The organism is Geomonas anaerohicana (genome assembly GCF_016458305.1).
In the GTDB taxonomy this organism is placed as follows: domain Bacteria; phylum Desulfobacterota; class Desulfuromonadia; order Geobacterales; family Geobacteraceae; genus Geomonas; species Geomonas anaerohicana.
The window spans coordinates 232532-246649 of sequence record NZ_JAEMHL010000003.1 but is presented as its reverse complement, the minus strand read 5'-3'; the positions used below and the strand labels follow the sequence as shown (position 1 = coordinate 246649).

At 63.2% G+C, this 14118-nt stretch carries 10 protein-coding genes; 3 read left to right on the top strand and 7 right to left on the bottom strand.

Features of this window, described 5'->3' with window-relative positions:
- Positions 1-36 precede the first annotated feature (36 nt).
- Both JFN91_RS07455 and JFN91_RS07450 read left to right on the top strand, forming a co-directional pair.
- Entirely contained in the window at positions 37-1413 is a 1377-nt protein-coding gene (locus JFN91_RS07455) for a rhodanese-like domain-containing protein (protein WP_199388887.1), read from the top strand.
- A gap of 143 nt (positions 1414-1556) precedes the next feature.
- A complete protein-coding gene (locus JFN91_RS07450; RefSeq protein ID WP_199388581.1) occupies positions 1557-3425 on the top strand; it encodes a cytochrome c3 family protein in 1869 nt (622 codons plus the stop codon).
- 134 nt (positions 3426-3559) lie between these two features.
- Here JFN91_RS07450 and JFN91_RS07445 read toward each other — a convergent pair whose 3' ends face one another.
- A complete protein-coding gene (locus JFN91_RS07445; RefSeq protein WP_199388580.1) occupies positions 3560-3865 on the bottom strand; it encodes a hypothetical protein in 306 nt (101 codons plus the stop codon).
- A 187-nt stretch (positions 3866-4052) separates the two neighbouring features.
- Here JFN91_RS07445 and JFN91_RS07440 point away from each other — a divergent pair, with 187 nt between their 5' ends.
- Entirely contained in the window at positions 4053-5153 is a 1101-nt protein-coding gene (locus JFN91_RS07440; RefSeq protein WP_199388579.1) for an NADH:flavin oxidoreductase, read from the top strand.
- Positions 5154-5212: 59 nt separating this feature from the next.
- Here JFN91_RS07440 and JFN91_RS07435 read toward each other — a convergent pair whose 3' ends face one another.
- The 6 genes from JFN91_RS07435 to JFN91_RS07410 form a co-directional block, all read right to left on the bottom strand.
- Positions 5213-6166, bottom strand: a complete 954-nt coding sequence (locus tag JFN91_RS07435; RefSeq protein WP_199388578.1) for a hypothetical protein — start codon at positions 6164-6166, stop codon at positions 5213-5215.
- A 15-nt stretch (positions 6167-6181) separates the two neighbouring features.
- Entirely contained in the window at positions 6182-7015 is an 834-nt protein-coding gene (locus tag JFN91_RS07430) for an MlaA family lipoprotein (protein ID WP_236015019.1), read from the bottom strand.
- Between the two features lie 2 nt (positions 7016-7017).
- Positions 7018-8307 carry an alpha/beta fold hydrolase gene (locus tag JFN91_RS07425; protein ID WP_199388577.1) on the bottom strand — a complete coding sequence of 430 codons (1290 nt, stop codon included), beginning with the start codon at positions 8305-8307 and terminating at the stop codon, positions 7018-7020.
- A gap of 24 nt (positions 8308-8331) precedes the next feature.
- Positions 8332-9318, bottom strand: coding sequence for a TAXI family TRAP transporter solute-binding subunit (locus JFN91_RS07420; protein WP_199388576.1), 987 nt, complete (start codon positions 9316-9318; stop codon positions 8332-8334).
- Positions 9319-9514: 196 nt separating this feature from the next.
- Positions 9515-10930, bottom strand: a complete 1416-nt coding sequence (gene adeC / locus JFN91_RS07415) for an AdeC/AdeK/OprM family multidrug efflux complex outer membrane factor (protein ID WP_199388575.1) — start codon at positions 10928-10930, stop codon at positions 9515-9517.
- A gap of 1 nt (position 10931) precedes the next feature.
- Complete coding sequence (locus tag JFN91_RS07410; protein WP_199388574.1) at positions 10932-14087, bottom strand: efflux RND transporter permease subunit; 3156 nt, start codon at positions 14085-14087, stop codon at positions 10932-10934.
- Positions 14088-14118 lie beyond the last annotated feature (31 nt).

The following is a 14118-nucleotide window of genomic DNA, read 5'->3' as shown; positions in this document are numbered from 1 at the left end:
CACTACCAAAGGAGGAAACGTATGTCCGTACCAAGAATGAGCTGTTCGCTGTCTGCTCTGTCTGTCATAGCCTTGTTGACAGCGCATGGCGCACTGGCAGGCGAGACCGCACCGGCCAAGGCGAAGGTAAAAGAGGTGAAATCGTGCGCGGTCTGTCACAAACCGGCCGAGGGACAACTGCGCGGCTTCTTCGACAACGTGGCCATGAAGTCGCAGACCATCCAGCTAAAGTTCGACGACGGTGCCGAGGTAGTGGCCTTCGACAAGGACACACTCAATGTCGTCAACGCAGCCGTGCCGGGGAACCTGGAGAAGTCGCTGCGCGCCATCAAGAAAGGTCACGAAGTGCGGGTGGCCTATGTGGCGGGGAGCAACGGCATCAAGAAAATCAGCGAGATCTCCATCAAGCCGGCCATGAAGGTGCCCGCCGAAAAACAGCTGAAGGTCGAGCAGGTGGAAAAGCTGATCGCCGGGAAGGAGAAGTACACCCTGGTGGACGCACGGCCGACTCCCAAGTTCCAGGAGGGGTCCATACCAACCGCCATCAACATCCCCTACCCCGCTTTCCAGAAGAACCTGGACAAGCTTCCCAAGGACAAGGGGGAACTGCTGGTCTACTTCTGTGCCGGCGTCACGTGAGCGCTCAGCCCCTCTTCCGCCCGTGAGGCGGAAAAGCTCGGTTACAGCAACGTAAAGATCTTCCACGATGGCATCCCGGAATGGAACAACCGCAATTTCACGGTACTGAAGGCGAACGCGTTGAAAGAAGCCTGGCTGGACAAGGACCTCTCTTTCGTGCTCCTCGATGTGCGCCCGGAGGCACAGGCACAGCAAGGGTTCATCAAGGGTGCCGTCAACGTGCCCGAGCAGGCGCTCGACCAGACTTTGGCGACCTTTCCCAATAAGGAGCTGAAACCTCCCATCGTGATCTACGATGCCAAGGGTGACGGCAGCGCCGAACGGGTTGCCATGAAGCTGCTCAGGGCGGGATACCCCGGCCCGCGCGTACTCACTGGCGGCTACGCCGCCTGGCAGGGCGCAGGGTACGCGGTGGCCACGGGCAAACCGGCCGATCACGTCACCTACGTTCCCAAACCCAAACCAGGCACCATCGCCGTCGCTGATTTCCGCACCTTTGCCGCCGGAATTCCCGCGGGGGTGGCGGTCATCGACGTTCGCGGCAGCGATGAAGTTGAGAAAACAGGCCTGATCAAGGGAGCGGCCAACGTCCCGGCCGACGAGATCGCGGACCGCCTGGCAGAGATACCGAGGGACAAGAAGGTCGTGCTGCACTGCTCCACCGGTGCCAGGGCGGAAATGGCGTACACCATCCTGAAGGAGAAGGGATACCAGGTCCAGTACCTGGACGCCACCATAACCACCAGCAAGGACGGCAGTTTCACCATCAAGTAGCAGCTCGCGGCACCAGCATTGTTCCGCCCCGGGCAGCGTTCCTGTCCGGGGCGTACTTTTTCGAAATCCCCGCATTGTCATAGAGGAAATCAGGAGTACCCTTTTCAGGGTCTGTGACTATAATCTCCGACCGGGGTATGACAATGAAAGCAATACTAGTACTGCTCGCCTCTCTCATCCTGACGAACCTCGCCTTTGGGGCCGATACCAACTCTCAGTGTGTCATCTGTCACAGTGACAAAGCCATGATGAAGAAACTGGGGGCAGAGTCACTGTATCTGGACCCGGCCCAGGTGGATCGGGAGGTAAAGATGCCGGGTGCCACCTGCGTCGACTGCCACCTGGGTGATGACGGGAAGGCCGACAAAGAGGGAGCGCACCAGGGGATGGTGCGGCCCTTCCTGGTGGGGGTGGGCCCCAAGCTGAAGGGACAGGCACTGTCGCGCGAAGCCGCCGGAGCCTTGAAGGCGCTGGTGCCGCGGGCCAATGACATGGAGAGCATGATACCCGAAGGGGATCCGGCAAAGTTCGCGGCGGCCGGGATCAAGACCGTGGCCAACATCCATTGGCAGGACCGCGACCCGAAGACTTTCGCCTTCTCACCGGCGGTGGCGGAGAAAACCTGCGGCAGGTGCCACGCCCAGGAGGTGAAGGACTACAGCAGCTCCGAGATGGGGCGCCTGAAGCACCAGAGATCATACCGCAGCTGGTCGGAACAGCTCCCGGGACCCCAGAACTGCGGCATGTGGTTCGGCCAGAACTACGACAACCTGAAAGGACAGACCGCCGTGCCGTACAGCGAGGCGCAGAACGCTGCTTCGGATCGCAGTTGCAACATGTGCCATCCCGGCTGCAACGACTGCCACTTCAAGCCCCACGCGGGCAAAGGAAGTCACAGCTTCGGCCTCCCCGATACCGCCAGTTGCTACGGCGGCGGACGGGGGAGCATCTGCCATGCCGGGCCCATGGACCGCAGGCGCGGCGCCGGCTACTTCCGGGGCGATTACTCCTTCCCGCCCAACCTGCCCCAGGACACCCATTTCAAGGCCGGGCTGCAGTGTACCGACTGCCACAAGCCGGTGAACCACAAGTTCGGTCATCTCGGATCCGACAAGGCGCGCGCCTCGTGCGGCAACTGCCACGCCGAGATCATTCAGGCGCTGGCAGGTTCGGTGCACGGCAAGGTCGACTGCGCGGCCTGCCACGTCACCCTGGTGGGCGCCTACCAGTACACCTTCTGGGGGCCCGGCATGACCTTCGGCGTGGAGACGCCCTACGGCAAGCACAAGGAGTACTACGGCACCCGCGACCTTCCCACCATCATCAAGAACGCGGACGGACGCTGGATCGGCGTCAAGCCCTACCCGATGGCGGTGATGAACCAGACCCGGGAACTGGCCCCGACCGGGCTTTTGTTCCGTGCCATCCCCAAAAGGGAGATCCCCGGAAACACTGCCATCGGGGAACCGGCACTCTTCGAGGCGGTGCGCGGCGTCCGCGACGTCAACGACGCCTACATCGGGGTCGGCACCCGCAGCGACCTTCCCTCCGGGAACAAGGCCATTCTGTGGGTGCAGATGGACAAGATGAGCCATGCCATCGGCAAACCGCGCGGCTGCCAGACCTGCCACGACTCCCACGCGCAGGTGGGGAAATCGCAATGGAGCTATTTCGAGAAATCGGACGTGAAAAAGGCGTTCAAGGGGAGCTATACGGTGGTGGCGGACCGGAACGGCATGCGCTTCACCGACCAGGTGTGGGAGAAGCCGGAAATGGCGGGCACCCGCAAGGTGGAGGACATCGCGCCCTTTACGCTGCTGCCGTCAACCGCCTGGGACGTCAAAGGGATCGATTTCTCGCTTCCCTACGACCAGCAGAAGACCGATGCCGCCCGCAAAGAGCTGGATGCGTTCCTGGCAGGTTATAAAGCGACGGGTGCGGAGGCGAAGAAAATCAGGAGCATCGCCTACCACAACCTGGCGCTGGCCAAAGCGATGCTCAAGCAGCGCTAACTGCCACGCGGGCAAAGAAGAAGGGCGCGCTTCGTGCGAAGCGTGCCCTTTCCTCGCTACCGGCCATGGGTCCGGCCCAAGGGACTGGCTCCGTCAGGTGCCTGTCCCTCTAGACATCGGAGGGAGACGCCGTCTTAGTGCCTGTTCAGCACGCGCAACGTCTCGTTGGCTTCCTGGAGCTTCTTCTGGAGGATCTTCAGTTCCTCGACGGTGTAGGTGCTGGCCCCCTTCTCGTTGATGGCTACCTGGAGCTTTTTGATCCTGTCCTGGATGCTGTCGACCTGGTTGTTGCAGTCCTTGATGAGCATCGCGCACTCTTTCTCGCACTGCGCGTCACCGGCTTTGTGCATGGTGCCGTGGTTGACGGCTTCGTCGGCCAGGACCGGGGTTGCTGCTGCGAAAAGCGATACTGCCATAAGGACCAAGAGTTTCTGTTTCATAGTTACTTCCTCCTTTAGTAGGTGTCATGCTCAGCGCTTCATTGCGCCTGCTGACCTACATAGAGCATCGGCCGTGCCAAAGTTGCAAGCTGCTGAATTTTTAGGAATAACGAAGAACGACAACATTAAAGCTAGAGAATATTCGACAACACTCGTGGCATATTCGGCAGGAAGCAAGGAGCAAGGGATGGCAGAACTTTTCGAAGAGGCATGCATCGGTAAACTGACTCTGAAGAACCGCTTTGTGCGTTCGGCGACATGGGAAGGCCTGGCGACAGAGGATGGCTCGGTCACGCACCGGCTGACAGACATGATGGTGGAGCTGGCGACAAACGAGGTGGGTCTGATCATCTCCGGCTACGCCTTTGTCACCAAGGGTGGTCAATCGACCCCCTGGCAGATGGCGGCTTGGCACGACCGGTTCCTCCCCGGGCTCACCGCCATGGTGGACGCGGTGCACGCCGCGGGCGGGCGGATCGCGCTGCAACTGGTACACGCAGGCCGCTTTTCCTCGCAGGAGTTGACCGGCGAGCGCCCGCGGGTCCCCTCGGCGGACGGGCCGCTCAACCAGGCCCTCATCAGCGGCGAGATCGAAGGGGTTATTTCCGCCTTCGCCGACGCGGCTGCCAGAGGGAAAGCGGCCGGCTTCGACGCGGTGCAGCTCCATGCCGCGCACGGCTTCTTGCTGAGCGAGTTCCTCTCCCCCGCATTCAACCGGCGCGAGGACGGCTACGGAGGCTCGCTGGAGAACCGGGCCAGGCTGCTGCTGGAGGTGGTCCGCGCGGTGCGGCTCAAGGTGGGCCCGGATTACCCGATCCTGGTGAAGATGAACTCGGACGACTTTCTCGAGGACGGCATGACGGGCGAGGAGGCGCTGCTGGTCGCGGCAATGCTGGAACGGGCCTCCGTCGACGCCATCGAGTTTTCCGGCGGCACCCCCCTCTCCAACGACCTCATCCCGGCGCGACTCGGCGAGCTGACCACCCCGGAGCACGAGGCGTACTATCGCGGCGCCGCCCAGGATTACCAGGACCGGGTAGGCATACCGCTGATCCTCGTGGGAGGGATCCGCTCTTTCGAGGTTGCCGAGGAGCTGGTGCAACGGGGTGAGACCCAGTTCGTGGCGCTCAGCCGCCCCCTGATCGGCGAACCCGACCTCATCAAGAGGTGGCACGACGGCGACCGCGCCAAGTCGGTCTGCCTGTCCTGCAACGGCTGCTGCGGACCTGCGCTGGAGGGGCTGGGGCTGCGCTGCGTGGTCCTCGAACCCGAGCTGGAACGGGCCTGAACAAAAGCGCCCCCTGCGGTGATACCGCAGGGGGCGCAGTTTGCGTAGCGCGGTACCGGTCAGGCCGGGATGCTGACCAGCGAGACCACCAGTTTCCTCCCCTCCGCATCGCACAGTACGTCGAGGCTCACCTCGCGTGCATCGGCACCGGCCTCCTTGCGTTTAATCCCCATCCGGTCGACCACGAGCGTCTCCTTGCCCAGCCACAGGTGTTGCTCGGCCCGCCCGAGCACGTCGGCAACCACACCGAGATACACGTCCAGCATCTTGTCGTCCTTCCCCATCGCCAGCAGTTGAGCCTCGATGTCGGCCAGCCTTTGCTCCAGTCCGACAACGTCGGTCTCCCCCCCGGAACGGGGGTCGAACCCAAAGCCGCCGCGCTGCAACAGGGAGAGCTTCGAACTCAGCAGGGTCCGGTGCTTTTCCAGGTTGCCCCTCCTCGTCTTCAGCTCCGTGATCCTTCCTAAGGCGATACGCAGCAGGTGGTCGTAGGCCCGGCGCTTCAACTGGTAGCGGGTTTCCTCCTCATTGCCGTTCAGGTCCATGAGACGGTGCGCCTCGAAACTCACCGACACCTGCGGCACGTCGCGCAGCACCACGTCGCCTGACAGCGATGCCCCAAGCGTCATCCGCTCCCGCTTTTCCATGAGCAGAAGAGCCGTGGCACTGCGCTGAAGGCTGCCGCGCTTGCCCCGCAACTGCACCAGGTTGGGCTCGTGTTCCAGAAAGTCGCCCATCTCGGAGGCGGTAAGGAAATAGATGCGCAAGTTGGGATTACTGTCGTAACTGCGCGGGTCGAGGGGCAGGACCGGCCCGGTGCCGTCCACCAAGGCCACCACGTGATCGATGGCGTGCATGACGGCGGGACGGAGCTTTTTCTTGTAGCCGAAGACGGCACGGATCCAGGGATCTGTGCCGTCCACGGCGCGCTCGATGGCCTTGTTTACCAGGGAGTCCGGCACGGCACCTGACCTGGTGCCGCGCCGGAAAATGGAGTGTAAAAACCTCAGCAACTGCCGCCTCCGGATTTACTTCGTCTCGTTGGTCTGACTGATGTCGTAGTCGCGCTTCATGGTGTACAGGCTCCTGATCAGCTCGTATTCGAAGGGCGAGCCGGTCTGGCGGTACCTGAAGGGGGTGCGGTGCCTCCTGTCCACGGCATAGATGCCGGAATAGGCGTAGGTGAAGGTGGTGTCGTTGATCCAGGCCACCGGCCCCAGGTAGTTGGATGTGGCCAGGTCGGCGGCAAGCCCGGTGGTGTCCCGGACGTTGGAGGCGCCCAGCACGGGGAGCATCAGGTAGCTCCCGCTACCGGTGCCGTAGTGCCCAAGGGTGAGGCCGAAATCCTCGGTCTGGCGCTTGAGTCCCATCTTCTTGGCCTGGTCCCACAGCCCCCCCACGCCGACGGTCGAGTTGATCACGAACCGGCTCACCGTGATGCCGGCGGCCTTGAGATTGAACTGCATGAGGTTATTAGTCAAGTTCGTAATTTCACCCAGGTTGTCGATGGCATCGGAAACGCGGTCCTCCAGGTAGTTGGGCATGATGAATTCGTAGCCGCGCACCACCGGACGATACAGGTATTCGTCGAAGTAGTAGTTGAACCGGTAGCTGCCGCGGTTGAATCCCTCGACCTCATCCTTCACGTCCAGCATGTTGGGCTGTCCGGGCTTCACCAGGTCCTCGTAGCGCCTAAGCGGCGGCTCGACCGGCCCGGTCACTACGGGCGCGGTGCTGCAGGCGGAGAGAAGCAGCAAAAACAAAAGCGGCACCAGGAGATTCCCCCTCGTTGCGGCACGGCTGCTGCGCGTTGCTTTCCCATGAGACGTCGAGCAAGGCATGTGATCGGCGTGCGTTTTCATGATCACTCCTCCTTCCCTTTGAGGAAACCGGTGATGGCGGAGACCACGTCGGGCTGAAACATGTTGCCCATGTGTCCGCCGCTGGGGAAGATCCAGGCCCGGTCGCCAAAGACCCGCTGCAGGTACTCGATGTCCCCGGAGACCAGGATGATGTCGTCCTCGTTGTGGATCAGTCCGAACTTTTTGGAGTTCTTCAGGTATCCCTCTATGCCGCGCAGGCTTTCACGCTGCAGCAGCGCCTCGCGGGTAAGCCCCGGTTCCTGCTTCTGGTAATGGGGAAAGAGCCACTGGTCGAAATAGTCGGCGAAACTGGTCTTGTAGGCGACGATGGCGTAGCGGGTCAGCGAGGTCGTCGAGGTGAGCCGGACGTTCTTCGGCACGATGTACCCCCCGCCGTTCATGACGTCCGCCGTGAAGATCATGTCCGCCGCGTTCATGCGCGCGGTGAGACCGATCAGCGCCGCCAGGTTGCTCTCGCTGGGCTGCATCCTCTTGTAGGTGCGGTACATGGATTCGCCGCTCAACCCGCCGGGCCCCCACGACTCGGCCAGATGCATGGTCTCGCTGAAGACGCCGCGGAACCAGTTGTCGAAGTTGTCCATCCCGCCGGGGACGTTCTCCACCAGCAGCCGGTCCAGGGCCGATACCGAGTCGTACAGGCAGACCGGCGGGTTGATCATGAGCACGCGCTTGAAGTTGAACCGGTGCTCCTGGTCATCCTGTCTGGCGACGAAGGCCGCATCGAATCCCCCAAGGCTGTATCCCGCCAGCAGGAAATCCGACACGTCGACCCGGTGCCGGACCTTGTGGTAGGCAAGCTCCATCACCCGGTACAGGTCCTTGGCATCCTCGGAGGCAATGCCGGGGAGCCCGCTGGCGGCGTTGACGACGAAGTCCATGTGGGTGGGCGAGGTGATGGAGATGACGTGGAAGCCTGCCTGGTACAGCACCTTCTGCAGTTTGAGCATGCGCGGCACGTCGAAACGGGAGCCGGAACCGGCGACCAGGAACACCAGCGGGGCCTTGTGATCCTGGTAGACCAGCGAGCAGGGCAGTCCCTTTTCGTACCAGAACACCTCGGGGATGTCCCGCTTCGGGAAGGGGCGCACCACGAACTCATCGACCGGGACCTGATCCGGCAGCCGGACTTCGAACTGCTTCGGGAGTTCCATCACCGTGGCCTCGTATGGGTTCACGAAGGGGTAGAAGTAGGACTGCGGGGGCGCCGCGGCGGCAGGCCGTGCGGCAAAAAGGAAAACAAGCAGCAGAGTAAGGGCAAGTAATCGGTTCATGGGATACCTCCCTACTGCCGACCGTCAGGGAATGAGGCCGGACTCTTTGAAGTAGCGTGCCGCCCCGGGGTGCAGGGGTATGACCGTGATGCGGGCGGCCTGCTCCGGGGTCAGGTCCTGGAGGATGGGATGCTGGCGCCGGAACAGGTCGAAGTTGGTCAGGATCTCGCGCACTACGCGGTACACCGATTCATCGGACTGGTCGGAACTGGTGAAGAGCACGTTACGGACGCCCAGGCTCTGGACTATGCCGGTCTCGCGCACGTTGGGATAGAACCGCATCGGGATGACCACAGGTGCGAGCAGCGGGTTGTTCAAGGTCACCTGCTTGATCAGAGTGTCGTCAAGCGGGACCAGCAGCACCTTGCGCTTACCGGAGCTTGCCTCCAAAACGGTGAGGTTGGGGTGCCCCACGATGCAAAGGTAGGCGTCGATGTCCCCCTTTTGCAGAAGTTCCGGGGCAAGCGCCGTGGAGTGCTGCGCAGTGATCACGTCGCCGGGGTTAAGCCCGGACATCTGCAACAGCGCGCTGGCGTAGGTGTTGTCGATGGAGCCTGGGGCGCCTACGTTGAGCCGCTTCCCCTTGAGGTCCGGGACCCGCTTGATGCCGCTGTCCACCGCGGCGACGATGGTGACCGTGGCCGGGTACAGTCCCATGACGGCCCGCAATCCCCCGCGCGCCTTTCCTTCCCAGGGACGCACCCCCTGGGCCGCCCTTTTCAGAAGCTCGGTCTCGGCAATGCCGAAGGAAGCTCGCCCCTCGGCGACGGCATCTATGTTGGCAACCGAGCCGGCCGACGCGACGTTGGCGAGCTTCATGCCGTAGGCGGCGCTTTTGCGATTGAACACCTTGGCGGTGGCGCTGGCGGCTGCATAGTAGGAACTGGTGGTGGTGCCGGAGGAGATGGAGAAGGATTGCAGCGGGGCTGCAAGGAGACGGGAAGGTGCAAGCGGTAACGATGCAACTGCGAGGAGCGCCAGGAAGCGCGCGGCAGGTCGGCAAACATGCATAGGGTCCCCCCGTGAAGCAGGTTTGGACAACAAGCCTAAGTTATACCATTTTTTCGTGCCGCAACATAGCAAAGGCAATGCCAGGAAGACGGTACTGCTCCCGGGCCGAGAGGGGACTGGCTACGCCTGGTGCCTGTCCCCCTTGTGCCAGTACCCCCTCCCCGGGCCGAGGCCGGCCCGGGGAGTTGTTGCCTTGTTACTTGCTGCCGCCCCCCAGCACCTTGTAGAGGGTCACCATGTTGTTCAGGCGCGCGAGACGGGTGGTGATCAGGTTCTGCTGAGCCGCGTACAGCGAGCGCTGCGCGTCCAGGACGTTCAGGTAGCTGTCCACGCCGGTCTGGTAGCGGGCCTGGGAGAGACGGAAGGTCTCGGCGGTGGCGCCGGTGAGGGATTGCTGCGCCGCCACCTGCTCGTCGATGGTGCCGCGCTGGGCCAGGGCGTCGGCCACCTCGCGGAAGGCCACCTGGATCGCCTTTTCATACTGGGCGACGGCTATGTCGCGGTCAACCTTGGCCACCTCGAGGTTGGCCTTGTTGCGCCCCCCCTCGAAGATGGGGACCGAGATGCTCGGTGCGAAGCTCCAGGCGAGGTTGCCCCCCTTGAAGAGCCCGGCGAGTTGGTCGCTGCCGAAGCCCACGCTGGTGGTCAGGGCGATGCGCGGGAAGAAGGCGGCGCGCGCCGCACCGATGTTGGCGTTGGCCCCTTTCAGGTTGAACTCGGCCTGCAGGATGTCAGGACGGGAGAGGAGCACGTCCGAGGGAAGCCCCGGCGCCACGTCCTTGACCGCGGTCAGCGCCTCGGTCAGGGACTTGGGCAGGAGCTCCTGCGGTACGTCGGAGCCCACCACCAGGACCAGGGCGTTCAGATCCTGCGCCACCAGGGTGGTGTAGCGGGCTATGTCCACCCGGGCGGAGTCGACGCTGGTCTGGGCCTGCTGCAGGTCCAGGGCCGAGGAGACCCCCGCTTCGAAACGGCTCTTGCTGAGCCGGTAGGACTCCTGCTGGTTGGCCAGGGTGTCCTTGGCGAGCTGCAGGCGCTCCAGGTCGGAGCCCAGCGTCAGGTAGGCGTTGGCCACCTGGGATACCAGGGTGATCTGCACGCTGCGCCTGGCCTGCTCGGTAGCAAGGTACTGCTCCAGGGCCTGGTCCTTCAGGCTCCTGATCCTGCCGAACAGGTCCAGCTCGTAGGAACTGATACCGACCGAGACGTTGTAGGAGTGCCCCACGCCGCCGTTGCCGTTCTGGGCCAGGTCGTCGGCGGTCTTCCTGACGGCAAACGCGCCGTCACCGGTGACCGTGGGGAGGAGGTCAGCGCGCCTGATCTGGTACAGGGCGCGATAGCGGTCCATGTTCAACACCGCCACCTTGAGGTCACGGTTGTTGTCCAGGGCGAGCCCGATCAGTTTCTGCAGCTGCGGCTCGACGAAGAACTCCTGCCAGGGGATCTCGGCCAAGGGCTTCTGCGCCGCCGGCTCCGCCTTATAGGACGGGCCGTTGGGCCAGTTGGCCGGGACCGGAGCCGCCGGCTGGGTGTATTTGGGTGCCATCGAGGCGCACCCTCCCAGGAACAGGAAGGCGGCCAGGGCGAGTGGTCTGGCGATCGTGCGTGTCATGCTAGTGCACCTCCGCAGCGGCAGCGGCTTTCTTGGCCGATCCGTGCTTCTTGGAAAACATCCTCGTCACCATGACGAAGAAGAACGGGATGAAGATAAGGTCGATGAAGGTTGCCGACAACAGGCCGCCGGTGACCGCGGTGCCGATGGCGTTCTGGGCGCCCGCCCCTGCCCCCTTGGTGAGGGCAAGCGGCAGGGTGCCGAAGAAGAAGGCCAGCGAGGTCATGATGACCGGGCGCAGCCTGATCTTCACCGCGGCGAGCGTCGCGTCGACCAGTTCGTGCCCCTGGTGCAGCTGATCCTTGATGAACTGGATGATCAGGATGGCGTTCTTGGTCGACAGGCCGATGGTGGTCAGGAGGCCGATCTGCAGGTAGATGTCGTTGGGGAGCACGCGCAGCGTTACCGCGGTCACCGCACCGACCAGGCCCAGCGGGAGCATGAGCAGGTTGACGAACGGGATGCTCCAGCTCTCGTAGAGGGCCGCGACGGCCAGGAAGACGACCAGCAGCGAGATGGCGTAGAGGGCCGGCGCCTGCTTGCCCGCGTTCTTCTCCTCGTAGGAGAGGCCGGTCCACTCGTAGGCGATCCCCGGGGGAAGCTTGGCGGCCATGGCCTCCATCTCGGCCATCGCCTCGCCGGTCGAGATCCCCTTGGCGGCGTTGCCCATGATCTCTACGCTCGGGATACCGTTGTAGCGCTCCAGGCGGGGGGAGGCGTGCTCCCACTTGGCGGTGGCGAAGGCGGAGAAGGGGACCATCTCGCCCTTGTCGTTTCTCACGTACCACCTGTTGATGTCTTCCGGCACCATGCGGTAGGCCGCATCGGCCTGCAGGTACACCTTCTTCACCCTGCCGTTTTGCAGGAAGTCGTTGACGTAGGAGGAGCCCCACGCCGTACCCAGGGTGTTGTTGATGTCGGAGAGCGAAACGCCCAGGGCGCCTGCGCGGACGTCGTCGATGTTCAGCTTGAACTGCGGGGTGTCATCCTGGCCGTTGGGGCGCACCGCCATGAGCTTCTTGTTCTGGCTGGCCATGCCCAGGAGCTGGTTCCTGGCGTCCATGAGGGCCTGGTGGCCCAGGCCGCCGCGGTCCTGCAGCTGGAAGTCAAAGCCGTTGGCCTGGCCCAGTTCGACGACCGCCGGGGGCGAGAAGGCGAAGGCCATCCCGTCCCTAAACTTCGAGAAGGCGCCCATGGCGCGGCCGGCAACGGCCGGGGCCTTCAGGTCCGGGGTCGGGCGCAGCTTCCAGTCCTTGAGCTTGACGAAGGCGAGGCCCATGTTCTGGCCGCGGCCGGCGAAGCTGAAGCCCGCCACGGTGATCAGCGAATCGACCGACTTCTTCTCGTTCTCCAGGAAATGCTTTTCCACCTTCTCGAGCATCTTGATGGTGCGCTCCTGGGTGGCGCCCGCCGGAAGCTGGATCTGGCAGACGATGAAGCCCTGGTCCTCGTCCGGGAGGAACGCGGTCGGAAGCCTCAGGAAGAAGAAGGCCATGGCGCCGACCAGGCAGCCGTAGATGACTAGGTAGCGCAGCGGTTTACCGAAAGAGTTGCCGACGATGGACTCGTATTTGTGACGCGCCTTGTCGAACATCCGGTTGAACCAGCGGAAGAAGCCGCAGTACCACCCGGACTCGCAGGGCTCGTGCCCCTTCACCACCGGCTTCAGGAGCGTGGCGCACAGGGCCGGGGTCAGGATCTGAGCGGTGAGCACCGACAGGATCATCGCGGAAACGATGGTGATGGAGAACTGGCGGTAGATGACACCGGTGGAACCGCCGAAGAAGGCCATCGGGATGAAGACGGCGGAAAGCACGGTGGCGATGCCCCAGAGGGCCGAGGTGATCTGCCCCATCGACTTGACCGTCGCGTCGTGTGGCGAGAGCCCCTCCTCGGTCATGATCCTTTCCACGTTCTCGACCACGACGATGGCGTCGTCAACCAACAGACCGATGACGATGACCAGTGCGAACATGGTCAGGGTGTTGATGGAGAAGCCTGCCGCGAAGAGCACGCCCAGGGTGCCCAGGAGAACGACCGGGACCGCGATGGTCGGGATCAGGGTGGCGCGGATGTTCTGCAGGAAGAGGAACATGATGATGAAGACCAGGCAGACGGCCTCCATCAGGGTCTTGACCACCTCCTCCATCGAGATCTTCACGAACGGGGTGGTGTCGTACGGGTAGACGACCTTGGCGCCGGCCGGGAAGAACTTCTCCAGGTCCGCCATCTTGGTCCTGACCCGCTCGGCTGTGTCGAGCGCGTTGGCGCCGGCGGCGAGCCTCAGCGCCATGGCCGCAACCGGTTTCCCCTTGTAGCGGGCCAGCGTGTCGTAGTTCTCGGTGCCGATGTCGATCTTGGCCACGTCCCTGAGCTTCACGGTGGAGCCGTCGGGGTTGGTGCGCAGCACGATCTCCTGGAACTGCTCCGGGTTCTGCAAGAGAGTCCGGGCGGTGATGGTGGCATTCAGCTGCTGCCCCTGCATGGCGGGCATGCCGCCGAACTGGCCGGCGGAGACCTGCGCGTTCTGGGCCTGCAGAGCGGTGGTGACGTCGTTGGGGGTCAGCTTGTAGTTGTTCAGCTTGTCGGGGTTCATCCAGATGCGCATCGCGTTCTGGGAACCGAACACGGTCACCTCGCCCACGCCCTCTACGCGGCTGATGATGTCCTGGACGTTGGACACCATGTAGTCGGTCAGCTGGTAGCGGTTGAGGCTGCCGTCCTCGGAGACGATGCCGACGATCAAGAGGAAGTTACGGGTGGACTTCACCACCTGGATCCCCTGCTTCTGCACTACCTGCGGCAACAGCGGCGTGGCGAGCTGCAGCTTGTTCTGCACCTGGACCTGGGCGATGTTGGGATCGGTCCCGGCCTTGAAGGTCAGGTTGATGGAGACCGCGCCCGCGGAGTCGCTGGTGGAGGACATGTAGAGCAGGTTGTCGATGCCGTTCATCTTCTGCTCGATCACCTGGGTGACCGTGTCCTGCACCGTCTGGGCGGAGGCGCCCGGGTACATGGCGTTGACCGAGATCTGCGGCGGCGCGATGGGCGGGTACTGGGAGACCGGCAGCGACTTTATGGCCAGAAGGCCCGCCAGCATGACCCCGATGGCGATGACCCAGGCGAAGATGGGTCTGTTTATGAAAAACCTGGACATGGAATAAGCTCCTTGAAATCCGTTCAACGTT

Coding starts and splice junctions, on each gene's coding strand:
- JFN91_RS07450 (WP_199388581.1), top strand. CDS start 1,557: ATGAAAGCAATACTAGTACTGCTCGCCTCTCTCATCCTGACGAACCTC.
- JFN91_RS07410 (WP_199388574.1), bottom strand. CDS start 14,087: ATGTCCAGGTTTTTCATAAACAGACCCATCTTCGCCTGGGTCATCGCC.
- JFN91_RS07430 (WP_236015019.1), bottom strand. CDS start 7,015: ATGAAAACGCACGCCGATCACATGCCTTGCTCGACGTCTCATGGGAAA.
- JFN91_RS07420 (WP_199388576.1), bottom strand. CDS start 9,318: ATGCATGTTTGCCGACCTGCCGCGCGCTTCCTGGCGCTCCTCGCAGTT.
- JFN91_RS07440 (WP_199388579.1), top strand. CDS start 4,053: ATGGCAGAACTTTTCGAAGAGGCATGCATCGGTAAACTGACTCTGAAG.
- adeC (WP_199388575.1), bottom strand. CDS start 10,930: ATGACACGCACGATCGCCAGACCACTCGCCCTGGCCGCCTTCCTGTTC.
- JFN91_RS07425 (WP_199388577.1), bottom strand. CDS start 8,307: ATGAACCGATTACTTGCCCTTACTCTGCTGCTTGTTTTCCTTTTTGCC.
- JFN91_RS07445 (WP_199388580.1), bottom strand. CDS start 3,865: ATGAAACAGAAACTCTTGGTCCTTATGGCAGTATCGCTTTTCGCAGCA.